A 24,522-nucleotide genomic window follows, 5' to 3' on the forward strand; every position below is an offset into this window, starting at 1 on the left:
GAAAGGCTTGAAAATAAAGGCGCTTTTTGCCTTTATCTTCAAGACTGAAGCGACCCGAGCGGCTGGCGCCTGGAGCTAGACAATAAAGAAAAGCGCAAAGTACCATTAAGCATCAAAATGTGGTAGAAACTCAATTAAGTCACCGATGTATTTTGTTAATGTCGGAACAGAAATTCCAAATGTGCTAGCAATTGTTGTTTTTGTTACCCCTGTATCCCGAGACGACTGGAACATGTAATCCGCTGCGGCTGCAAGTGCTGTCGGATTTCGGAATGGATACGAGCGACTGAGAGCCGTCTCGCATAGGGTAAACCACATCTGAAAGAGATGTGTTGCCTGTGTATCCAATGGACGGTATTTGGAATAGAGCATATCCGTTGTCTCTAGTGCACGGATGAATGATTTATCGAATGCTGTTTCCGGCATGAACTCATAATCAAGTCCACTGGTTAGAAACAGTCGCTCCATATCGGAAAGTTTTTCAATATCGATATACGAAGGATGCGAAATAATTTCTTGCTTATGTCCCGATTTACCAAGAAGGTAGAATCCAAACATTCTTTCGCTTCTGTATTCGTTGCGTATTTTACCTAGCAAAAAACTCCTATTTTGTTCCAGTGAATCTGGTTGAATATCTGCCTGGACATCTTTCCATGGCTCGTAGCCAACCTTTGTTGGATCCATTTCAACCAAGGTCGCAAAAGCTTTTCGCGCAACCCCTTCATGTCCTGATAAGTAAGCCGAATGAGCAAACCAGAAATAGAAGCCTACATCCCCGTCAAAACCATGTTTTTGGAGACTCCTAAGCCAATTGTATGCTTCTTTATGTCTCCCGACGAGCGCAAAAGTTGAGCCGAGTTTAAAGCGATGTTCAAATTGATAAGGTTTAATTTTCACTAGCAATTCGAGCAAGGATTCTAGTTCTTCTTCCTGCTTTTCATAGTAATAAAAGACAGCCAGATTGCAAAGAGCATGGATGTTTCCTTTGTTACGATTAAGGACCTCGTGCAGTAATTCACTTGCCCGCTCAGTTTTCCCGATATAGAAATAGGCGAGCGCTAAATTATTATATGCAGCCCAAAATTCAGGATGATCAACAATAATCGACTCAAGTAATTCTACAGCCGTTTTGAAATCACCTGACTCCATAAGACGGCGTGCTTTTTCCTGAAGAAAATAGACTTCCCCATCCGGCATTTCATCATCATTAAACGCCTCTTCCTGTTCCGCGAAATCAATGATTTCCATCGATTCATCAGCAAAAGGACCATCAGGGTCAAGCGATATATATTTCTCTGCATACATTTTCGCGTCACGCAACATTCCCAGATGCGCATGTACTTCTGCCAAATAGAAAATAATTTCCTCTTCTGTCGAGTCGAGTGAATAGGCAGTCATGAGTAATTCATGGGCTTCTTCAAAACGACCTTCTTCCATGACAAGCACTCCGTACTGCATCAGAAATAGCGGATCATTCGGACTAAGTTCCGTAGCCCGCTTCAAATATTTATGTGCATCTCCAAAACGTTCACGCTGTAATGCCTGAACTGCTTTCTTATAATAAAATTCACCGTCTGGAATGAACGAAATGACTTTTCTGTCTTGTTTCTTACGCTTTTTATCCAATCATATTCCCCCGAAAAAATAAGAAGGAACGCACGATACGTCCCTTCTCGTAATGATGCTCATTATATCATACCTTACACCGACGTCATCAGTTTTCAACTTTTTTCATCCGAAAACCAAATATACCTTGGCGTATTTGCGCCCAGATTTTTATCAAGCTTGCTCGATAAATTCACCCGAAAAATCTGTGGCATCCGCCAGAGGATGTAACTTAATTCAGCAAGGGGTTGGGAGCCCCCACTGAATTAAGTTAATTTTTGTTGCCGTTCTCTCATCTGCTCCGCCGTGAAAATAATTTTCACTGGATTTCCACCTGCGAATGAACCTGGCGGTATATCTCGGTTGACAAGTGACGCTGCGGAAACAATCGCCCTATCACCAATCTCCACACCCGGAAGAATCGTCGTATTCGCACCAATCAGTACGTTTTTACCGATGATAACGTCCCCAATCCGATATTCATCAATCAAATATTCATGGGCAAGAATCGTCGTATTAAAACCAATCACTGAGTTATCACCCACTTTTATCCGCTCAGGGAACATAACGTCTGGCATTACCATTAGTGCAAAAGACGTCTTCTTGCCGACTTCCATTCCCAGAAATGTTCGGAACAAAAAGTTCTTCACTGGGATGAAAGGCGTGTACCTTGATAGTTGTATGACAACAAAGTTTTTTGCCACTTTGAAAAATGGAACCGTCTTATAAATATGCCAGAGTGAATTTGCATCACCTTGTGCAGGATACCGTTCTGTGCGTCTCAAATTTCTTCCCCTCTAACAATTTTGAGTAGGTCTGAAATATGATGCAACATATAATCTGGATTGTATGTTTGTAAAAACGCTTCCCCTTTGGCGGACCATGCAACTCCAGCAGTGCGAACACCTGCATTTTTTCCACCTTCGATATCGTGGAAATTATCCCCAATCATTAGCGTCTCTTCTTTCGTGGTATCTAATCTTTCAAGAGCAAGCAGGATTGGTTCGGGATGTGGTTTTGTATTCGTTACATCGTCAAATCCGATGACTGTGTCGAATACTCCTTCTGCGTCTAAAAGATCCAGACCCTTCATCACCATATCATTTTTCTTTGTGGATACGATGGCCATCTTCATGCCGGCCGCTTTCAGAAACTTCAATGTTTCCGATACACCATCGAACTCAATCGCAAGTTCATCATGCATAGAAACGTTCCACGCTCGATACTCTTCTATAAATTGTTCGACCTTTTCAGGATCTACGGAAGCGAACGACTCCATCAATGTAGGGCCAAGAAACGGAAGAATGTCAATCCGCTCATATTTACCGGGGTAATGGTTGTTCAGAACAGATTGGAATGTCTGGATAATCAGCTCATTTGTATCAAGTAAAGTTCCGTCAAAGTCAAATAACAATGTAGTAATTGGTTTAGTCATTTGCAATCGATGCCCCCTTTTTCTTCTGAAGTTCTGTTCGTTTCCAGATAAACGCCACGATAATTGTTAGGACAAATGCCGTAATAACCCGGATAATTAATAGAGGTAAAACGGGTATACCCAGCGGAACGAAAAGGAGTGTATCTTCAATGACCGCATGACAGGCGACAAGGAATATGAACGCGAGCGTCGCATCCTTTTTACTAACGCCATGTTCATGTACTGCTTGAATCATGATACCGGCACCATAAGCTAGGCCAATCACCAACCCAGCGACAAGCGTCATTGAAGCATTCGACTGTACACCAATGACTTTTGTAAAAGGGCCCAATTTCTCGGAAAATCTCTGTAAATAATTCCGATCTTTCAATAACTGAACGACAATCATTAGTGGAATGACAATTAAAGCAAGTTGCAAAACACCAAACGATGCTTTTTGTACACCTAACATCACCAATTCCAACCAGCCAGTCGGTATACTATCCGTTTTGGGTACCATTCCGTACTGCGCCGTCTCACCTCCACCTTTCCAGAGAAGGTTGATAATAATCCCAGACATCGCCGCAAGTCCGAAGCGCACCAGAAGTACAATCCATAATTTCACACCCACCTTTAAAGCGACACCTGTTTCGATAAATAGATTATGTGAAAACGACAGCATAACCGCGATGATGAATACTTCTTTCACAGTCAACTCGAGTGATAAAACACCCGCAATTCCTGCGTATAAATTGAGTGCATTCCCTAGAACTAACGGAATTGCAGCTTCCCCACTCAATCCGAACAAGCCCATAAAAGGAGCAACCAGACCGACAAGCCATGGTAGAACGGGCGTATATTGCAAAATAACAACGAGGATTGTAATGGGAAAAATGATTTTCCCTAATGTCCACGTCGTGTTCAGTCCCGCCTTTAAACCGTTTTGAAGTGTTCCCATTTCCCAGATCCCTTTTTTATTCATCCTGATATGTGGCCTTTATTTTCTGGATATAGCGTCTTACGAAGAAAATCGCAATCGCCGCAACAACCGTAACGACGGAGATAAGTTGCGCAGCACGCAGTTCACCGATGACATACAAGCTATCCGTACGCATACCTTCGATAAAGAACCGACCGACCGAATACCAGACAAGATAAAACAGAAACATCTCGCCCCGCTTCAAACGTACCCTGCGCAATAATAGGATAATGACCAAGCCAACGACGTTCCACAATGATTCGTAGAGGAAAGTTGGGTGATACGTCACACCGTTAATCGTCATCTGATTCATGATCCAATCGGGAATTATCGTATTTTGAAGAAATGTTTCCGAAATGGGTCCACCGTGGGCTTCCTGATTTATGAAGTTGCCCCATCGACCGATAATCTGGCCAATCAGAAGTCCAACTGCTGCGATATCGACCGTTTTCCAGAACGATATTCCACGGTGTTTCGTGTAGAAATACGTCGTTAGGAACGCACCAATCAGCGCACCGTGGATAGCAATACCACCTTCCCAAATCTGAAAAACCGTCCACGGGTTGTCTTTATAATCATCCCAAGAAAAAACAACATAGTAAATCCGTGCACTGATGATTGAAATCGGGACGGCCCAGACGAGTAGATCCGTTAAAAAGTCTGGATGCATCCCTCTTTTCACCATTTCCCGTTGGACAACGATGAATGCAAGGACGATGCCAAGAGCTATAATTATCCCATACCAACGGACTGAAATCGGACCAAGTGAAAACGCCACCGGGTTAATTGCTAGTAAATCAAACACAATCATTCCACCTCTCCCTCAATTTTCTTCGCTTTTAGTTCGATTGCTGAATCCAGTTTCTTTGAAAACTCTTCTGCAGTATTCACACCAAGCTTTTTCATTCTATAATCCATTGCCGCCACTTCAATAATGACAGACAAGTTACGCCCAGGACGTACTGGGACAGTTAGTTTCGTCAATTCAGAATCCATGATTTTCATCTTCTCGTCATCTAGACCCAGTCTTTCATACATTTTTTGAGAATCCCAGGTTTCAAGATCAATAACAATTACAATCCGTTTATCTCCTCTTACAGAACCTGCACCGAACAAAGTCATCATGTCGATAATTCCAACCCCACGAATTTCGAGCATGTGCTCAAGAAGTTTCGGCGCATTGCCAATCAATACATTTTTAGAAACTTGTCGAATTTCTACAAGGTCATCAGCTACTAGACGGTGCCCCCTTTTCACAAGTTCGAGCGCGGTCTCACTTTTCCCAACACCGCTCTTGCCGGTAATTAGAATTCCGACACCGTATACATCAACGAGTACTCCATGAACCGCAGTCATCGGTGCGAGCTTACCTTCCAGATAATTCGTTAACATGCCGGCAAATTTCGTTGTCGGCACTTCCGTTGTCAGGACTGGAACGCCTATACTTTTAGCTGCTTCCTCCAATTCAATTGGCACTTCCATACCATGTGCGATAATAATTGCCGGCGTGTTTTCTGAACATAAACGTACCATTCGGTCTACCCGTTCAGCATCAGATAGGTTTGCGAAAAATGCCAGTTCCCTCTTCCCAAGAATCTGTACACGATGAGGCGTGTAATAATTGAAAAACCCCGCCATTTCAAGACCCGGCCGTGAAATATCACTCGTATGTATTTGCCTCTCATCATCCACACTTCCGATGCTGAGTTCGAGACTGAATGTGTTTTGAACATCTTTTACTGTTACACAAGACACGGATTTGCCCCCTTTATCGCTATTTTTTAACATGCCTACGTTCCATTTTACCATGCCTATTTTCAAATGAAATGAATTTACGCTGAAATTGTCCACTAACAAGCATTCCCCTCCTATCTATCGAACGAGGAGGAATAATATGACAATAATAATGATTGACGCTGGTCATGGCCCGAATACGCCAGGAAAACAATCGCCGGATGGTGTGTTACGCGAATTTAATTTCAATAACAGTGTAGCTGAAATGATCAAACGCCTACTTTTCGAAAATGAGATGACGGTGATCTTTGCACATGAATTGGGAAGGGATGTCCCTCTTGTCGAACGAAATGCATTGGCAAATAAGATGAACGTCGATGCCTTCATTTCTATCCATGCGAATGCGTATGGCCCCGATTGGAATGGTGTAAGTGGAATCGAGACGTTTCTTTATCCTACGGCAAGTAAAGAATCTGCTGCGCTTGCTTCACTTTTGCAAAGTTCCCTCATTGCGGCCTGCAACCGCACAGACCGTGGTGTAAAGAAAGCAGATTTCGCAGTCCTGCGCGACACGAAGATGCCAGCCGTTCTTATCGAATGCGGTTTCATGACGAACCGAGAGGAGGCGACCTTGTTACTGAAAAAGGATTATCGGTTGCAATGTGCCAAAGCGATTGCCTTCGCCATATCTGCGTGGCTGTATCGCGGGAAGAAGTGACATTCGTAACTGTCATGGCTCGGATGAACTGTAAGGTCAATCGGGGAAACTGTCATGGCTCGAGCGAACTGTAAGGGCAATCCCTGAAACTGTGAGGACAACCGTGGAAACTGTCATGGCTCGAGCGAACTGTAAGGGCTATCCGTGAAACTATAAGGACAATCGTGGAAACTGTCATGGCTCGAGCGAACTGTAAGGGCTATCCGTGAAACTGTAAGGACAACCGTGGAAACTGTCATGGCTCGGCTGAACTGTAAGGGCTATCCGTGAAACTGTAAGGACAACCGTGGAAACTGTCATGGCTCGGCCAAACTGTAAGGGCTATCCGTGAAACTGTAAGGGCAATCGTGGTAACTGTCATGGCTCGGCTGAACTGTAAGGGCTATCCGTGAAACTATAAGGACAATCGTGGAAACTGTCATGGCTCGAGCGAACTGTAAGGGCAATCCCTGAAACTGTGAGGACAATCCCTGAAACTGTGAGGACAATCCCTGAAACTGTGAGGTCAATCGTGGTAACTGTCATGGCTCGGACGAACTGTAAGGGCAATCCCTGAAACTGTCATGGCTCACGACATCCATCCAGCTGGCCATCAATATCATTTTAACTCTAAAAGGACTGCATGACACCGATTTTCTCGGTGTCATGCAGTCCTTTCCATTTCAAAGCTGATTATTCAGGTTTCGCATTATAACAAACCAGAACAGATCCAGTTTTCGCTTCACCAAAAATGTGGAGCGGAGATGAATTTCCTTCTACATCTTTTTTAAAGCGAATTGTCCGGTGGAGAAGCTGTTCCTGTTCAGCAGTACGGTTAATATCATCAAGTTGCAAGTCTAACCGTCCCATATTCGAAGCGATTTCGCCCGACAAGGCTACATCTGATGGAATATAGATTTCAACAGAACCGCTCATCGTCTTCGCTTCGATTTTTTCTGCCGCCGAATCCGTTGTCGTTACGACGACATGCCCATTAAGCGACTTCGCTTCCACATCTTTCACTGCACCATCAATGTAGACGCGGCCATTAAATGCTTCTGCTTCAAGCCTATCGCCCGTCATCCCGGTAAGATTAATGGCACCATTGGCCGTTTCAAATTCACCGTCTTTGAAGGTCAGACTTGAAATTTCAATTTTACCGTTTGCTGTTTTCACGCGCACTTTTTCTGCTACAACGTCTTTCATTTTGAAAGAACCATTCAGCAATCGTGCAGAAATTCGCTCATAGTCTTTTTTTGGAATGAACAATTCAACATTCACTTGAATCATCTTCAAGTCGCTCGAAATCCTCATTTTCCCTTCGTCATTAACAAACAACAGCTTATCAAGGAAATCCGCCCTAGCCTTCTCTTCCGAATCACTCGTATACGCTTTCACTGTAAACTCCGCACGTACCTCTTCATCTTCACTCGTATGGACTGTCAATTTCCCATTATCGATATCGACAATCAATTCCTGAATTCCGGCCGCTGTTTTTGTCATCGTATGATTGAAAACGACTGAATTACCGAAAGGTGTTTCAAAATCGAAGGATTTCACTTTCTGTACAGCGGTCTGCATGAATTGCATAAACCGATCGCCGACAGTCGAAAAATCAGTGCGTAAGTCTTCAAGGAATTCATCCATGGAAGGTTGTGCACGACGTTTTCCGTCTGAATCGGGTTTCGTTTCATCAATCGGCCCTACTTCAACTTTTTCACTTTCGGCTTTCTGTTCATGCGATGTATACGTATCTTCCGTCACCTGTTTAGTTTCAACCTGTTTCATTTGTCCCAATTTTTCTAGAAGTGTCAGCGCTTCATCGGTCGTGATTGTCCCATTCTCCAGCATTGCTAAAATCCGTTTCCGTTCATTTTGCATTGTTACTCCCCCTAGTGTTATCGTTTTCCGGATTTCTCCGTTCACCTAACTATATATACGAGTAGGCTCAGAAAAAGTTTCATTGAACTACTTTTTCTGCCTCTTTAATTATCATTTCCGTCCGTTTACGATCACGCTCGATAATCGGTTTCAAATAATGGCCGGTATAGGAATTCTCGAACTCTGCAACCTTTTCAGGTGAACCTGTTGCAATAATCTGTCCTCCTTTATCGCCTCCTTCAGGACCTAGATCGATAATATGGTCCACAGTCTTGATAACGTCCAAGTTATGCTCGATAACCAGCACCGTGTTCCCTGTATCGACAAGTCTTTGCAGGACGACAAGCAATTTCGCTATATCGTGGACATGAAGACCTGTTGTCGGTTCGTCAAGAATGTAAAACGATTTGCCGTACGACCGCTTATGCAATTCGGATGCAAGTTTTACCCGTTGTGCTTCACCACCAGACAAAGTTGTTGCCGGTTGTCCTAACTGGATGTAGCCTAATCCGACGTCTACAATCGTTTGGAGTTTCCGGCTGATTTTAGGAATGTTTTCAAAAAACATAAGACCATCCTCGACTGTCATCGCAAGGACATCCGCAATATTTTTCCCTTTGTAGGTTACTTCAAGTGTTTCCCGATTGTATCGTTTACCATGACATACTTCACAAGGTACATAGACATCCGGCAAAAAGTGCATTTCAATTTTAATAATTCCATCGCCACGACATGCCTCACATCGTCCACCTTTGACGTTGAAACTGAAACGGCCTTTTTTATAACCGCGCACTTTCGCTTCGTTCGTCGAAGCGTAAACATCACGGACATCATCGAACATGCCGGTATACGTCGCCGGATTCGATCTCGGTGTTCTACCGATTGGTGATTGGTCAATTTCAATAACTTTTTCTAATTCTTCAAGTCCTGTCACCGTTTTATATTGGCCCGGTTTCTGCTTTGAACGGTTCAGTTTCTGGGCAAGTACTTTGTGTAACACGTCATTAATGAGTGTGCTTTTCCCTGATCCCGATACGCCTGTCACTGCAATAAATTGGCCAAGTGGGATATCCACGCTGATGTTTTTCAAGTTGTTTTCATTCGCACCTTTGATGGTAATTTTCCGTCCATCTGATTTACGTCGTTCCAAAGGTAGCGGTATGAACCTTTTACCGCTTAAATACTGGCCGGTTAATGAATTCGGATCATTCATCACTTTTTCAGGAGTTCCCGCGGAAACAATCTCTCCACCTGCAACACCTGCTCCTGGTCCGATATCGATTAAATAATCAGCGGCCATCATCGTGTCCTCATCGTGTTCAACGACAATAAGCGTATTGCCAATATCACGCATGTTTTTCAACGTACGGATAAGACGGTCATTGTCTCGCTGATGCAGACCAATGGAAGGTTCATCGAGAATATATAGAACCCCCGTCAAACGCGAACCAATTTGCGTAGCTAGCCTGATCCGTTGTGCTTCTCCACCTGAAAGCGTGCCTGCTGCTCTCGATAACGATAAATAATCAAGTCCTACGTTTATGAGAAAACCAAGCCGTTCATCAATTTCACGCAAGATGAGCTTGGCTATTTGGGTATCTTTTTCAGAAAGCACAAGGTTTTTGAAGAATTGATCCGCTTCCACAATCGATAATTCCGTCACCTTTCCGATATGAATGTCGTTTACTTTTACCGCAAGCGTTTCTTCTTTCAAGCGATAACCTGCACATGTCGGACAAGAGTGTTGCGCCATGTATTTCTCCATTTGTTCACGGATGTAATCTGAGGAAGTCTCTTTGTAGCGGCGTGCGACGTTGGCAATAACCCCTTCAAAGTAAATATTATTATCCCGCGTGCCTCCGAATTCATTCGTATATGTGAAACGAATTTTTTCCTCATTGGAACCATACAAAATCTTATTAAGTTCGTCATCTGGCAATTCACTTACCGGTGTATCCATAGAAATACCGAAATGATTGGCAACCGTTTTCAACAATTCCGGATAGTATTGTGAACTTGTGGGTTCCCAAGGAGCGATAGCATGCTCTTTGAGGGAGCGCGACGGATCCGGGATAATAAGTTCCAGATCGACTTCGAGCTTCGTTCCAAGTCCATCACACTCTGAGCAAGCACCAAATGGGCTGTTGAATGAAAACATTCGCGGCTCCAATTCACCGATTGAAAATCCGCAGAGTGGGCATGCATGATGCTCGCTGAATAACATCTCTTCGCCATCCTGAACGTCAATCAAGACATTCCCTTCCGCTAGGCGAAGTGCTGATTCAAGAGAGTCGCTTAACCGCGGCGCAATATCTTCTTTCATGACAATTCGGTCGATAACCACTTCAATAGAATGTTTTTTGTTTTTGTTCAACTCGATATTGTCATCTAGGTCGATGATTTCACCATCTATACGGATACGGACATAGCCTTGTTTTTTTATATCTTCTATCAACTTCACATGCGTCCCTTTGCGACCAGAAACAATGGGCGCCAATACTTGGATACGCGACCGTTCTGGCAACTGCATTAGGCGATCAACCATTTGCTCGATTGTCTGAGATGAGATCTCTGTACCGTGAATCGGGCAAATCGGTTTGCCGATTCTCGCGTAAAGAAGTCGGAGATAATCGTATATTTCAGTAACAGTTCCAACTGTCGAACGTGGATTACGGCTTGTCGTTTTCTGATCGATTGAAATCGCAGGCGATAACCCTTCGATCACATCCACGTCCGGTTTGTCCATCTGCCCTAAAAACTGCCGTGCATAGGAAGACAGTGATTCAACATATCTTCGTTGCCCTTCTGCGTAGATTGTGTCAAAAGCAAGGGAGGATTTTCCCGAACCTGATAAACCAGTCATAACAACTAATTTGTCACGTGGAATATTGACGTCAATATTTTTCAAATTATGAGCACGTGCCCCTTGTATAACAATTTCCTTATTTCTCATAAGTCCTCACCTTTCCACTTTCAATTCCAATATCGTATCCCTAAGCTCTGCAGCACGTTCGAAATCAAGCGCTTTGGCAGCCTCTTTCATCTCTTTTTCGAGTGTTATGAGTAGGGTTGTTTTTTCGTCTTTCGTCAACTTCTTACCTTGTGTTACTTTTTCTATATAGGATACCGTTTCATCCGCCACTTGTGTCGCACGGATGACATCACGGATTTCTTTTTTGATGGTCGTCGGTGTGATGCCATGTTTTTTATTGTAATCAAATTGAATATCGCGGCGCCGCTGTGTTTCATCAATCGCCTTCGTCATGGAGTCTGTCATACGGTCCGCATACATAATGACATGTCCATTGGAGTTACGTGCCGCCCTACCAATCGTCTGGATAAGCGCCCGTTCAGAACGAAGGAAACCTTCCTTATCCGCATCGAGAATCGTGACGAGTGAAACTTCAGGGATATCGATTCCTTCCCTTAGAAGGTTAATCCCTACAAGTACGTCATATATGCCCAGTCGTAATTCTCGAATGATTTCAATTCGTTCAAGCGTCTTAATTTCAGAATGGAGGTATTGTACTTTAATACCGATTTCCTTCAAATAATCAGTTAAGTCTTCGGACATCTTTTTCGTCAAGGTCGTTATAAGAACTCGTTCATTCTTTTTTGTCCGTTCATTTATTTCATAAATCAAATCATCTATTTGTCCTTCAATTGGTCGAATATCAATTGTAGGGTCAAGAAGCCCTGTCGGACGGATAATCTGCTCAACCATTACAGGTGTATGCTCGATTTCATAAGGTCCCGGAGTTGCAGAAACGAAGATGGCTTCTTTCATATGACCTTCGAATTCCGCAAACGTCAGCGGTCGGTTATCAAGTGCTGATGGCAGGCGGAAGCCATGTTCTACGAGAACACTTTTACGCGCCTGGTCCCCATTATACATACCCCGTATTTGCGGAAGTGACACATGACTTTCATCGACAACAATAAGGAAGTCATCCGGAAAATAATCCAGCAATGTGTAGGGTATCGCCCCCGCCGGACGGAGCGTCAAGTGCCGAGAATAATTTTCTATTCCTGAACAAAAACCCATTTCCTTCATCATTTCAAGATCATATCGAGTTCGTTGCTCGAGACGTTGCGCTTCAAGCAACTTATCTTGTCCTCGCATTATTTTCAACTGTTCCTCCAGTTCGATTTCAATATTTTCAATCGCTTTCACCATCTTGTCTTCTCCTGTGACGAAGTGGGAAGCCGGGAAAATTGCGACATGATCACGTTCGCCTATGATTTCTCCTGTAAGCGAATCCACTTCCCGAATGCGATCGATTTCATCTCCGAAAAATTCGATACGTAGGCATCGTTCATCGCGGGACGCCGGTATCAGTTCAACGACATCTCCTCGGACTCGGAAAGTACCGCGGGTGAAGCTGATATCATTGCGTTCATATTGTATATCTACAAATTTGCGAAGCAGTTCGTTCCGTCCAATTTCCATCCCTGTGCGGAGTGATACGACGTGGGCTCCATATTCCTCCGGTGAACCTAGGCCGTAGATGCAAGAAACGGAGGCCACAATCAAGACATCATTCCTTTCAAACAAAGAAGAGGTCGCCGAATGTCGTAGCTTATCTATTTCCTCATTGATGCTCGAGTCTTTCTCGATATACGTATCCGTTTGTGGCACATATGCTTCTGGTTGATAGTAATCGTAGAAACTGACAAAGTATTCGACCGCGTTATCCGGAAAAAATTCTTTGAACTCACTATATAATTGCCCCGCCAATGTCTTGTTATGAGCAATGACGAGTGTCGGTTTGTTTATTTTTTCTACTACGTTCGAAACGGTAAACGTTTTTCCAGTTCCCGTCGCACCTAGTAATGTCTGGTGTTTTTCTCCCCTGTCCAACCCTTCCAAAAGCTGAGCTATCGCAGAAGGTTGATCACCTTGTGGCGTGTAAGGGGCTTGCAAGTTAAATTTTTGGACCATTGGAGTCCCTCCCAAAAGTAGTTGCTTTTATTTTATCACATTCCTTTAATTTTAACGAGCGAAAAGCGAACAAATGTTTTTTGGGGGATTAAACAAAAAAAGACGTCACATATATACCAACATGTGACGTCCTTTCCTATTTCAATCGTTTTCCTCAAGTTTTAAAAGTCTTTCCGAATACAGAAGAAATACTCGTTCATCTCGACAGTCAAGTGCAAAATCGATTAACCCCATAAGCCTTTCTTTCGTCTGCTCATGGTGAATATGTTTCAAAAACAGGTCCATGTATATTTCATTCAGCAACTTTTCCGCTTGGAGCGATGAACTATTTTTCCCAACGGCTTTCAAAAATTCAGCATATGAATAATTGTTCTCCATCTCGCTCACCCCTGATGCCTTTTATTTAGTATATCTAATTTCAAGGTCAAGTTGCAAGGTTTTTTAGAATATTTCATGTTTTAGTGTAACTTGTTTAACTATATTTCTTCTTTTTCCCGCGTTAATCGAATTGTAGCTTCTGAAACAATCACTATAACAGCCCCTATCAGCAAAGGGGTTATCGACAATCCAAAGACGAAAAATGAAGCTATTATAACAACTACTGCTTGAATCCATTGAACTGTCCGCACAATTTTCTGAATTGCCACAGGGCGGGTATCCTCTTTTTCAGGAAATAACATGTCCATCCGGAATTCATCCCCGGCCCGCAACACATGAATGAGTTGCACTGCGGATGCAAATGCAAGCGCTCCCGCGAAAATGAATATCACAATCGGAAACGGGATGAATACCGCTCCAAGTGCCGATAGGATAGTGAGCCGCACCCACAAACTGAAAATATCATCCGTCCGTATGAATGTCCGTTTGACAAGATAAGATTGTGCAACTGGTTTCCCAAAATTCGACTGACCCGTTAAGAAGCCAAGCCAGCCTCTCCTGCTCACCGACCCTTTCAAATGCGGAACATCCGTGAAGTAGTTAGCAAATCTGTAAAAACGCATCATCCGATTTTGTTCTAGCCTTATGAAATGATCATATGGAAACGGTTTGTTGCTTTTTTTCTTCCCACAAAACATAGTATATAATCCGATGGAAAAACCAGCAATTATCAACAACAGCATGATTCCTTTGAGTCCCGCATAAATAAGCAAACCCGCTAGAATGAAACGAGTCATCCGATCAAGCCAAACCATCTCCCCATTTCCTGCATGCCGGAAAGCGTATTCCGATTTGACAAATACCCATTTCATAAGAAACAGGAGAAGCGCAATCCAAATGTATGTCTGTTTATCACCAGTTCCCGTAGCGGCCAGTACTGGCAACGTTACTATATAGAGGATAAACGGCAACGGAAGCTGTGAAAAAAGAGTCCAACGCAATGACCGTTGCAAATAACTCCCAAACTTCACTTCAAGTGGTAGAAAATAGACCGCATCCGCAGGCTTCAACAACGTTACGGGAGGTGAATAAACAAGTATCGCCGCAATCAGAACAGCCGTAAGTAGCGCAGCTGGAAAATTCGCTGGCACTTCTTTCAACCATTCACTATATGCATAGCCGCCCGCCCCGATTGTGAAGACAAAGACTATTGCCAAGTGGCCTGTAAATACATACTTCATATATTTTTGGAGTTCGGTCATATAATGAATAAACCGTGCCCCCCATATTTCACGTAAATGGTTCATAATCATTATCCTCTGTCATCGCGATATACAAATCGTCCAGTGACGCATCTGGACGTCCGAACGCCTTGCGCAAATCGTCCATCGTTCCTTCAGCTCGCACACGACCATCATGTAGCAAGATGATTCTGTCGCAATGTTTCTCCGCAGTTGATAAGACGTGTGTCGACATAAGAATTGATGCTCCGCTCTCTTTCCTCTCAGTCATCTGTTCCAGAAGCGATCTAATGCCGATGGGGTCGAGTCCAACGAACGGTTCATCAATAATGTATAAAGAAGGATTGACGAGAAACGCACACATAATCATCACTTTTTGACGCATTCCTTTTGAAAAATGGGCCGGGAACCATTTCAACCTTTTTTCCATGCGGAATTCCTTCAATAACTCATCGGAACGTGCTTCAAATACGTCCTTGTCAAGTCCGTATGCCATCGCGGTCAACTCGAGATGTTCTTTAAGCGTCAACTCTTCATATAGAATCGGCGTTTCAGGAATATATGTGAATGCCTGTCTATATTTTTCCGGATCTTCACTAAATGTCACATCGTTCACACGGATTTCACCGCGTTGAGGATTCATAAGTCCGATAATATGTTTGATTGTCGTACTTTTACCCGCCCCGTTTAGGCCGATTAGACCAACTAACTCACCATGTCCGATTTCAAAGGATAAGTCATGTAGAACGGGTTTACGTGTATAACCGCCTGTTACATCTTTTAATTCGAGAATTGCCATGTTCATCCCCCATTCTTCTTTCCAGTTTATCAAAATACGTTACAAAATGCTTTGTTCAGAACATATCCCTCACTTAAAAATATGCTACACTTATCTCAATCATGAAAGGGAGTGTCGAAATGACAGAATGTATTTTTTGTAAAATCATTGATGGTAGTATTCCTAGCGCGAAAATCTATGAAGATGAAAATGTCTATGCCTTTATAAATATTATGCCTGTTACAAAAGGCCATCTTCTCCTCGTTCCGAAAAAACACGTCGAAAATGTGTATGATTTTTCCGAAAAGGAAGCATCGCAACTATTTGCAGTAGCACCCAAAATCGCAAACGCACTCAAAGATAAATTCAAACCTGTTGGGATGAATTTATTGCAAAACAACGGTGTTGCTGCGGATCAAAGCGTCTTTCATTTCCACTTACACTTCATCCCACGCTATGACGAAACAGATGGATTCCAACTATCATGGATTACAAAGGAAGCGGAATATAACACCGAAGATCTACAACAAATTGCAGCAGCTATTCGAGAGGAAATCGGAGAATAAAATACCTCCCACTTATGAACCAAATACTATTATTTCAATAACACATTAACAATACAAGCGCTTTCCATCTTTTTCGGAAAGTATTTTTTTACTATTTAGCCGTTTGTATTTTTCTTTTGTTGCTCATACCGTCATTGCATGTTTTAATAAAATTATATAAAGGAATACTATTTGTAATGAAAGGAGTGCATAAATCAATGAGAATATCCACATTTTTCCTTGGTCTTGTGACAGGGTCAGTTGCAGCCGCAGTTACAGTAATCTATTCGACTCCCCAATCGGGAAGTGAACTCCGGTCATCCGTTAAGAGTGCCTCAACAGATATGAAAGGGAAATTCGGAGAGGTTAAAGTGAAAATTGCTGAATTGAAAGAATCTATTACCCATATGACGAAGGAAGCCAAGGAAAATGTTCCAATCGCAGTCGAAGGTATCAAAGATTCAATTCAACATTGGCAACAATCTACTGAGCCTATCAAAGAACGGATGGAAAAAGAAATTGCTGCAATCCAAACGGCTCTTGAGAAGCTAGAAAAGTCAATCGAAGTACGATAAAGTTAATCTTCAATCAGTGGGGGTTCTTCATCCCCCATTGATTGTTAGTTTAGCCATTCGGGATTTAAAGCGGAATCGAACTATATTCCGCAAGCTCTTCGGGCAGTTGATCCCCCACTTATTCTTCTTGTTTCCTCAAAGAATTGAAGTGGGGGGTCTTACTGCCCGTTAATGCGGGATAAAAAATGGTGAAAAGGTTATCCTCTCCAAACTGGATAACCTTTTTCATTTACCAATAAAAAGTTTTTTTGCAATTCTTACTTTTCTCCTCTTTGTTTTCCTGCTATAATAAAGTGAACCTTCAAATCGTGGGGGTTTTTCGACGCACAGGACGTGCTGGTGCAGACATTGCGACAGGACGTCGCAATATTCCCCCCACTTACGTTTCTTCGGGTATCATTAAACCTTGAAGTGGGGAACTTACTGCCCGTTAATGCGGGATAAAAGAAGTCTAGCAGAATTGAAAGTGGGTGTTTCCAATGTCAGAACAAAAGATTTCTCTAAAAGATGCAATGATTTTCAGCCAACGCGTTGCGCAAATGTCAAAAGCACTATGGAAAGCTGTAGAAAAGGATTGGCAACAATGGATTAAACCTTATAACTTGAATATTAATGAGCATCATATTTTATGGATCTCTTACCATCTTCAAGATGCAACAATTTCTGACATTGCTAAATTTGGGGTTATGCATGTATCGACGGCATTTAATTTTTCAAAAAAACTAGAGGAACGGGGCTATTTAAAGTTTTATAAAAAAGAGGACGACCGGCGTAATACATACGTTGCTGTAACAGACGAAGGCAAGAATCTATTACTTATAATGAACCAAGGCTATCATAATTCAACGCATGAAGTTCTAGAAGGCTCATTCCCGATTAGGGATCTTTATGGGAAATTTCCAGAGTTCCTTGAAGTCATGTCGGTCATCCGTAATATTTACGGAGAAGATTTCATGGAAATTTTCGAACGCGGATTCGATAGCATTAAAGATTCATTTGACGCGCCCAGTGATCAACTAATTGCCGTAAATCCAAGTGAAATTAATGAAGTACCTGAAAATCTCTCACCTACTGCAGAAGAAAAATAATTTCTTTTCACACAGACTTCTGCTATGATTACTTTGTTAAGTCGAAGAGGAGGAATGGACTTGATCCTTATCATTACAGTTCTGTTCTCATTATTCTATTTGTTCCAAATCAATAAAATGACCTATGCGCTATGTGAATCTCGGGAAATACCCGAAGAGAAGCAGCCTAAAATATACAGGACGGTAAACGTACTCGTTACAATTCTTATTTTATCATTTTACGTCGAAATCCTGTTAAAGGCATAAGAAAAGTCCATTATCCCCTATCCGGGGAAATGGACTTTTTACATTGTCTAGGCTCCAGATGCTTTTCTTTCATTAATACAAGAAGGCTGCGCCGACAATGATTAATAGGATGAACAATACAACAATCAACGCGAAGCCTGAAGAACCTTGGTTATATCCGCTCATAGGAGCACCCCCTCTCTCTATGTATCCTATGCATATCATTTATGACGTTGTAGGCAGATACTACGGGGGAACCTTTTTGTTTTAGAACCGTTTCTATGGTATAGTATTTTCTGTTCCATATTAAAGTTAGGAGAGATTTTAAAATGAAAAAAACTATGTTAGCATTCACAATGGCCGCATCCGTTCTTGCATTATCGGCATGTAATAATAATAGCGCAGACGATGCAGTCCTCGTTAAATCAAAAGCAGGAAATGTAACAAAAAATGAGCTTTATGAAGAAATGAAGAGTGCCGCTGGGGAACAAACATTACAAATTTTGGTTCTAGAAAAAGTACTTAACGCAAAATATAAGATTTCTGACAAGCAAGTTGAGGCAGAAGTTAATAAAGCAAAGGAACAGCTTGGTGAAAGCTTTGAACCCTACCTAGCTCAACAAAAACAAACCGAGGATAGCTTTAGAAAAGGCCTTCGCCTTGACATGTTACAAAAAGCTGCACTAACTGATGGCATCGAAGTGACAGATGAGGAATTCGACAAACGTATTGAAGAGATGAATACGGAAATAAATGCAAAACATGTTCTTGTTGCAGACGAAAAAACCGCCCTCGAAGTTAAGAAGAAACTTGAAGGCGGCGAAGACTTCGCTAAAATCGCTAAAGAGTATTCGACGGATCCGGGTTCTAAGGATACTGGTGGCAAACTGGATTGGTTCGGTTATGGAAAAATGGTCAAAGAATTTTGGGACGCTGCATATGTACTTGAATTAAACAAAATAAGCGAACCGATTAGATCGCAAAACGGTTTCCATATTATCCAAGTGACAGAAAAACGCAAAGTAGAAGCCAAGGAATTGACGAAAGATGAACAAGAGACAGTTCGTAATGAATTGAAACTTGATAAGGCCGATACAAGCACACTCCTTGAAAAAGTTACAAAACTAATGAAAGACGCTGATGTGAAAGTTGAAGATAAAGATTTGAAATCAGCACTTGATATGTTTTTGAAAGAGAAAGAACCAGTTGACGAAAAAGACAAAGATAAAAAGTAATTATCAACAGACTTCCATCTTGGAAGTCTGTTTTTTTATTTAATCTACTGAAAAAAAAACACCTTCGAAAGACAATTGTCCTCCAAAGGTGCATCGAAATACTATTATTCAATCCCCGGCTTGTAAAACGACCGATTATCCAATGGGAAAATACGTTCCGTGAATTCCCCTGGCTCAGTTTTTCCAAGCGCACGGTCAAGCATATTCATCTTCGCATCGATATTATCGATATAATGGAGAATTTCTGCCTCTTTCAGCATCGGACGTTTTGGGCTTCCCCATTCCTCCTTGCCATGATGGGATAATACCATATGCTGAAGCAACATCACTTCCTCACCTGCGATTTCAAGCTCGTCAGCTGCTTTCGAAATTTCATTCACCATAATTGTTATATGACCAAGAAGATTCCCTTCAATCGTATATTGCGTTGCGATTGGCCCAGAAAGTTCCACTACTTTCCCAACATCATGCAAAATAATACCTGCATAAAGCAGGTCCTTATTGAGCGATGGATACAAGTCGGCAAGCGCCTTGCCAAGTTTCAGCATGGATACAACATGATCGATCAGACCTGATACATAATCATGATGGTTTTTAGTTGCTGCCGGATACGTCATGAAGGCCGACTGATGTTTTTTCAATAAATGACGGGTAATTCGCTGGATATGTGGATTTTTCATTTCAAAAAAATATTGCATTAGTTCTTCCAATAGTACTTCTTTACTTTTTTCCGCTGATGGTACAAGTTCGGAAATTGAGATGCCTTCGTCTTCTTTCACAGGGCGTATCGTCTTGATACGCAATTGATTCTTACCACGATAGTCATGCAATTCCCCGCCTACTTTGACAATCGATGCTGCGGCGTATAATAGCGCATGTTCTTCCTTTGTATCCCATAATTTCGCCTCAATATCACCGCTTTTATCTTGCAAAACAAGCGTCATAAATGAGCTCCCTTGTTGCGTGACACCTTTTATTGATTGTTTGATGAGCAAATAGAGGTCTATCGACTCGCCTACTTTATAATCCGCAAGTTTCTTCATAAAACCATCGCCCCCTGACCGCTTCCGATGTCGGAAACGTTTAGTAGTGTTGCATCCGCCCATTGTTCTTTCATCATTTCATGGCATGTGAAATAGATGAACTGATGCTTTTGTTGTAATTTGTCTAGTACGTTAATCATACTAGAAAGTCGCCCCGCGTCAAAGTGTACGAATGGATCATCCATCATAATTGGTAACGGTGCAGATACGAATACGGAAGAAGCTAGAGAAAGCCGAAGTGAAATGTATGCCTGCTCTTTTGTCGCCTGACTTAGTTCAGCAATCGGATAACGCATTCCATCCATCGATAAGGCTTCGAAATGACCCGTCTCCGTCACATTAAATGCTGTATATTTCCCGTCTGTTAATTCGCAGAATAGCTTCTCTGCAACGTCAAGCACTTCTGGTAGTTTTTTCTCTTTCAATTCTTCCATCGTCCTCCTAATTGCTTCAGCGACTACTTTACGCGTGGACCATTTTTTTGCAAGTTCGGCAAATTCCGCTTTCTTCATTTCGAACAATTGCAGTTTTTGTCCAGCTGTTTCATCTGTAAGAAGCCGTTCGGTTTTATGGACGAGGGCTGCTTGTTCCGCAATGAGGTTATGAAGTTCCTCTGTAATCATCAGGAATGACAGTCTATTTTCTTCCTCTTTTGATACTAGTTCTTCCTCAGTTACACCGGTAGGCAATTTTAGTCGATCATGTGTAGCTAGTTGCTCCATGACATCATTCAGTTGTTCTGTTAAGCGAACAACTTCCTGGTAGCCATCATGTGCACTGTAAAATTCAGATTCTGTTTCAGCCTCTGCTTCAGCAAGTAAACCCTGTATAGTTGCTTGAAGGGAATTTGAAAGTTCGATGTTCTCCCTCAAATTCGATTCGATTCGCTCCATACTCCCCTGTAATGATTTGGCCGTGTCCGCCTCTTTTCTCAACTGTAGAAATTCCCTTCTCAGCATCTCATAAATCAGCTCTTGTGGCACGTTTTTTTGCAACACTTTTTCTGCTTCTGCAATCCGTTTATTGATAGCATCTTGGGCTGTCTGGCGTTTTAACAAAGCCTCTTCCCTATTACGTGAAACTTCCTGCACCTCTCTGATCATACGGAATAATTCAGGGATGACACCGCTCAAAGGCATCCCCTCAAAACCATATTGCCGTAAAAAGTCAACAAGTCCCATTTCAAGTTGCCGCCTTTTATCATGTAGACCATCTAGTTTGGCTTCTGTCTGACTGTATTGTCGTTCAACTGTCTTAAAAGCTTCTTGCAACCGTTCTTTTTCTCTATTATAGGAATCATTTCGTTCCGTAAAATCTGCCATCTGCTGTTCTTTCCCATCATGGGTGGCAATGATGTTCTCCATCTCATGTAAGTACGAATCATCCGTTGAACGAGCCCCTTTTTTCGAATAAAGAAAGACCCCTACAGCTCCAATAATCACTCCTACTACGACCACAAGCCATTCTTGTTGGATTAAACCGAATAGGATGCAAGCAAGCGCGAGCAGGAAAAGGATTGCGGGAACAAGTAGCGAATTCTGCAAACTTGGGCGTCCACCCAATGCAACATATGCTTTCGCTTCGGCAAGTTGCTGTCGTATTTCAGGCCACTTCCGTACATCTTCCTGATCCTTCGCAGAAGGTGCCACTTGTTCAGCTGACTCGATTTTTTTCTCCATATCAATCAAGTCATTTTCAAGTTGCCTAAACTGGTACTCCGTGAATTTAATTTGCTGATCATAGTCGTCTCGCCTTCGAATTAACCCATGCATCTCTTCTTCCTTCTGAATAGACACATCCCTTTGAAGCAGAAACTGCTCTGCCTCTTTCTCTTTTATGCCAAGCCTGTCGAGCAAGCGTCCCTTTTTCCCCATCAATTGACGGAGTTCGTCTTCTGTCGCCTTAGATACAGTATGCCAACCATGCCATTCCGATTCTGTCGCTATCAAAACTTCAATCTTAGTGATTCGTTCTGCACCAAATTGTTCCGGCATTCGAGAACCCATTTCTGACAGTTCCTTTTCCATTCGTCGTTTTGCTGCTTCCGTTTCTGTTATCTTCCCCGTAAGCGATTCAAAACGTCCTATACCATTCGCTGGAAATTCTATGTTGCTTAATTGTGCTAGCCGAGATTCAAGTGTTTGTTTTTTTTGATGAAGAGGAAGGAGCTGACGTACAAGGGTCAATTGCTGTGAGTCATTCTGGAGCATTTTTTCTTGTCCCCGAAGTTCCGCAAGACGCTGATTGATTTCCTGAATCCGCTCAATGGACGGTGCATATGCCGTCGCTTTGCCCTGCTCTTCTTTCAGTTCTATTTCTAGTTCCCGAAGCTCCGCCATTTTAACGTTCATCTCTGGATTGCGTCCTGATTTTTTGAACAGCTCGCCCATTTCCTTTTCCATTCTCTTTTCCAGCTGTAAGAGAGAATCGACACCCGTCGTGCCTGATGCAAGAAGGGTACGACTTAGCTCGTCCTCATCCATTTTTTCGAATCCCTGCAACTGCAGAAGGGAAAACGAAAAGATAGATTCGAATGAAGCGCGGTCGTATTGGCGAAGAAGAATGGTTAAATCCGCTTCTACGCCCTTTTTCCCATCCTCGAAGTGAACGATCACATCACCCGCCGATTTTCCACGAACCCGTTCGACGATACATTTCCCGTATGTCTCATCGAAGAGATGTACTTGCCCGCCATATTTCCCTCCTGACTTCGGTTCATAACGAAGTGATGCACTGTTTTTCTGTGGGAATCCAAACAATATATGGAGGATGAACTGTTGAATCGTCGTCTTTCCGGCTTCATTCACCCCGTAGAGGACATTCATGCCTGAACCTAAATCGACAGTAACATTTTCATGTTTTCCAAATCCGTAAATGATTAGTTTTTCAATTTTCATAGAATCACCTCATTCCGCTTCTGACATTTCTGCCGCCAATACTATTGTCGCACCAGCCTTGACCTCACGAATTTCATCTTCCGTCAATATATCTAAATAGTTTACGCCCCGTGCATGTTGGTACACATCTTTCAAAACGTCTCTCCACTCATTTCCTGTCCACCCGTCCATCATTCCGATAACAGACTGCATAAGTGCACCTGAAACTACTGAAGAAGTTGCCTGTTCAGCAAATGAAATTTTCTGTACCCAAACAAACGGCTCGCTTTCCCCACTTGTATCGCGAAGCACATCCAGCCATTCTTCTTCCGTCGATTGGCTAAACAGGTCCGTAGCTCTACTATCGACATCGATCATCGACAACTCTACGATTCCCGGCCCGTGCTGCGATTTGAAGGATTCAAGCGCCTCCGTACAAGCCCTTAGCCATTCATTGGCATGACTAATTCCTTCACAAGACACTTCCACACGTTCAAAAACAATGGCAGATGCTGGGATGAAATGAAGCGACGCCCCCGTTTTCGATAATTCCACTTCATAAAATCCTTTCGGTCCACGCTCATTGCGATGACGTCCTTGCAGATTACCTGGATAGACAATCGGAGGATCTTCCTCCAATAACTGTCGAACATGAATATGTCCAAGCGCCCAATAATCGTATCGTTTGGCAAGCAGCTCACTTTTTGTAAACGGTGCATAGACAGCATGTGTTTCGTCCCCCGCCAAACTGCCATGCAGCATGCCAATGTGAAGCGTATTATGCCCTTTTGCAACTGGATAAGCGTCCACCATCTTATCCCGAATATGCCGTTCTTTATAGCTAAAACCATAAATCGATATATCCTGTCCGTGCACGTTGAGTCGCACTTCTTCAACATCCTCGCTAAAAACATGCACGTTTGGTGGTAAGTCAAAACGCGTCCATCTTCCTGCGAGATGATCATGATTGCCATGCGAAATAAATACCGAAATACCTGCCGCATTTAACTTTTCCATTCCTTCATGGAATTTCATCTGCGCACGTAGACTGCGATCCTCCCCATCATAGATATCCCCAACAATAAGCATGAAGTCCGGCTTTGATGTGAGGGCATAGTCTATTAATCTTGCGAATGCGGTGAATGTACTTTCGCGCAATGCATCGAGCCGATTCAAAGGCAAACCCGTCATCCCTTTGAACGGACTATCTAGATGCAAATCAGCAGTGTGGATAAAGCGGATTGTAGACAAGTGGACCACTCCTTCAATGGAACGAATATTTGTTC

At 42.7% G+C, this 24,522-nt stretch carries 22 protein-coding genes; 6 read left to right on the plus strand and 16 right to left on the minus strand.

Going from position 1 to position 24,522, the window contains the following annotated elements:
• Positions 1–105 precede the first annotated feature (105 nt).
• The 6 genes from H4683_RS09645 to hprK form a co-directional block, all read right to left on the minus strand.
• Positions 106–1,626: a tetratricopeptide repeat protein gene (locus H4683_RS09645; protein ID WP_192598638.1), complete on the minus strand. Its 1,521-nt coding sequence runs from the start codon at positions 1,624–1,626 to the stop codon at positions 106–108.
• Positions 1,627–1,871: 245 nt separating this feature from the next.
• Positions 1,872–2,390 carry an acyltransferase gene (locus tag H4683_RS09650; protein WP_192598639.1) on the minus strand — a complete coding sequence of 173 codons (519 nt, stop codon included), beginning with the start codon at positions 2,388–2,390 and terminating at the stop codon, positions 1,872–1,874.
• Positions 2,387–3,040, minus strand: a complete 654-nt coding sequence (gene ppaX / locus H4683_RS09655; RefSeq protein ID WP_192598699.1) for a pyrophosphatase PpaX — start codon at positions 3,038–3,040, stop codon at positions 2,387–2,389. The genes H4683_RS09650 and ppaX overlap by 4 nt, the downstream gene beginning before the upstream one ends.
• Positions 3,033–3,977, minus strand: coding sequence for a nucleoside recognition domain-containing protein (locus H4683_RS09660; protein WP_192598640.1), 945 nt, complete (start codon positions 3,975–3,977; stop codon positions 3,033–3,035). The genes ppaX and H4683_RS09660 overlap by 8 nt, the downstream gene beginning before the upstream one ends.
• A gap of 16 nt (positions 3,978–3,993) precedes the next feature.
• Complete coding sequence (lgt, locus tag H4683_RS09665; RefSeq protein WP_192598641.1) at positions 3,994–4,809, minus strand: prolipoprotein diacylglyceryl transferase; 816 nt, start codon at positions 4,807–4,809, stop codon at positions 3,994–3,996.
• On the minus strand, positions 4,806–5,753 hold the full coding sequence (gene hprK, locus H4683_RS09670; protein WP_338062445.1) for an HPr(Ser) kinase/phosphatase: 948 nt from the start codon (positions 5,751–5,753) through the stop codon (positions 4,806–4,808). Before hprK ends, lgt begins: the two co-directional genes overlap by 4 nt.
• Before the next feature lie 139 nt (positions 5,754–5,892).
• Between hprK and H4683_RS09675 the strand changes: the two genes are divergently transcribed.
• Entirely contained in the window at positions 5,893–6,450 is a 558-nt protein-coding gene (locus H4683_RS09675; protein ID WP_192598642.1) for an N-acetylmuramoyl-L-alanine amidase family protein, read from the plus strand.
• A gap of 672 nt (positions 6,451–7,122) precedes the next feature.
• Here H4683_RS09675 and H4683_RS09680 read toward each other — a convergent pair.
• The 6 genes from H4683_RS09680 to H4683_RS09705 form a co-directional block, all read right to left on the minus strand.
• Entirely contained in the window at positions 7,123–8,310 is a 1,188-nt protein-coding gene (locus H4683_RS09680; protein ID WP_192598643.1) for a DUF4097 family beta strand repeat-containing protein, read from the minus strand.
• Between the two features lie 79 nt (positions 8,311–8,389).
• Positions 8,390–11,263 (minus strand): excinuclease ABC subunit UvrA, encoded by a 2,874-nt coding sequence (gene uvrA, locus H4683_RS09685; protein WP_192598644.1) that lies wholly within the window; start codon positions 11,261–11,263, stop codon positions 8,390–8,392.
• Between the two features lie 6 nt (positions 11,264–11,269).
• Positions 11,270–13,252 (minus strand): excinuclease ABC subunit UvrB, encoded by a 1,983-nt coding sequence (gene uvrB, locus H4683_RS09690; protein ID WP_192598645.1) that lies wholly within the window; start codon positions 13,250–13,252, stop codon positions 11,270–11,272.
• 141 nt (positions 13,253–13,393) lie between these two features.
• Complete coding sequence (locus H4683_RS09695; protein ID WP_192598646.1) at positions 13,394–13,630, minus strand: IDEAL domain-containing protein; 237 nt, start codon at positions 13,628–13,630, stop codon at positions 13,394–13,396.
• Positions 13,631–13,728: 98 nt separating this feature from the next.
• Complete coding sequence (locus H4683_RS09700; RefSeq protein ID WP_192598647.1) at positions 13,729–14,937, minus strand: ABC transporter permease; 1,209 nt, start codon at positions 14,935–14,937, stop codon at positions 13,729–13,731.
• Positions 14,921–15,670: an ABC transporter ATP-binding protein gene (locus tag H4683_RS09705; RefSeq protein WP_192598648.1), complete on the minus strand. Its 750-nt coding sequence runs from the start codon at positions 15,668–15,670 to the stop codon at positions 14,921–14,923. The genes H4683_RS09700 and H4683_RS09705 overlap by 17 nt, the downstream gene beginning before the upstream one ends.
• 119 nt (positions 15,671–15,789) lie before the next feature.
• Between H4683_RS09705 and H4683_RS09710 the strand changes: the two genes are divergently transcribed.
• The 4 genes from H4683_RS09710 to H4683_RS09725 all read left to right on the plus strand — a co-directional run bounded on the left by H4683_RS09710 (position 15,790) and on the right by H4683_RS09725 (position 18,103).
• Positions 15,790–16,215, plus strand: coding sequence for an HIT family protein (locus tag H4683_RS09710; protein ID WP_192598649.1), 426 nt, complete (start codon positions 15,790–15,792; stop codon positions 16,213–16,215).
• Between the two features lie 197 nt (positions 16,216–16,412).
• Entirely contained in the window at positions 16,413–16,769 is a 357-nt protein-coding gene (locus tag H4683_RS09715; RefSeq protein WP_192598650.1) for a YtxH domain-containing protein, read from the plus strand.
• Positions 16,770–17,248: 479 nt separating this feature from the next.
• Positions 17,249–17,857 (plus strand): HTH-type transcriptional regulator Hpr, encoded by a 609-nt coding sequence (locus tag H4683_RS09720; RefSeq protein WP_192598651.1) that lies wholly within the window; start codon positions 17,249–17,251, stop codon positions 17,855–17,857.
• Between the two features lie 54 nt (positions 17,858–17,911).
• The gene (locus H4683_RS09725) at positions 17,912–18,103 is read left to right on the plus strand and encodes a hypothetical protein (RefSeq protein ID WP_420826553.1); all 192 of its coding nucleotides are present in this window, start codon (positions 17,912–17,914) and stop codon (positions 18,101–18,103) included.
• Between the two features lie 72 nt (positions 18,104–18,175).
• Here H4683_RS09725 and H4683_RS09730 read toward each other — a convergent pair whose 3' ends face one another.
• Positions 18,176–18,268 (minus strand): YjcZ family sporulation protein, encoded by a 93-nt coding sequence (locus H4683_RS09730; protein ID WP_192598653.1) that lies wholly within the window; start codon positions 18,266–18,268, stop codon positions 18,176–18,178.
• Positions 18,269–18,411: 143 nt separating this feature from the next.
• On the opposite strand from H4683_RS09730, the gene H4683_RS09735 reads away from it, so the two are divergent.
• On the plus strand, positions 18,412–19,317 hold the full coding sequence (locus tag H4683_RS09735; protein WP_192598654.1) for a peptidylprolyl isomerase: 906 nt from the start codon (positions 18,412–18,414) through the stop codon (positions 19,315–19,317).
• A gap of 104 nt (positions 19,318–19,421) precedes the next feature.
• Here H4683_RS09735 and yhaM read toward each other — a convergent pair whose 3' ends face one another.
• Genes yhaM through H4683_RS09750 form a run of 3 tightly spaced genes read right to left on the minus strand, consistent with a single transcriptional unit; the run spans position 19,422 to position 24,487 of the window.
• Positions 19,422–20,360 (minus strand): 3'-5' exoribonuclease YhaM, encoded by a 939-nt coding sequence (gene yhaM / locus H4683_RS09740; RefSeq protein ID WP_192598655.1) that lies wholly within the window; start codon positions 20,358–20,360, stop codon positions 19,422–19,424.
• Complete coding sequence (locus H4683_RS09745; protein WP_192598656.1) at positions 20,357–23,257, minus strand: ATP-binding protein; 2,901 nt, start codon at positions 23,255–23,257, stop codon at positions 20,357–20,359. The genes yhaM and H4683_RS09745 overlap by 4 nt, the downstream gene beginning before the upstream one ends.
• Before the next feature lie 9 nt (positions 23,258–23,266).
• Positions 23,267–24,487 (minus strand): metallophosphoesterase family protein, encoded by a 1,221-nt coding sequence (locus tag H4683_RS09750; RefSeq protein ID WP_192598657.1) that lies wholly within the window; start codon positions 24,485–24,487, stop codon positions 23,267–23,269.
• Positions 24,488–24,522: the final 35 nt, after the last annotated feature.

It is taken from the genome of Sporosarcina limicola (assembly GCF_014873855.1).
GTDB classification, from domain to species: domain Bacteria; phylum Bacillota; class Bacilli; order Bacillales_A; family Planococcaceae; genus Sporosarcina; species Sporosarcina limicola.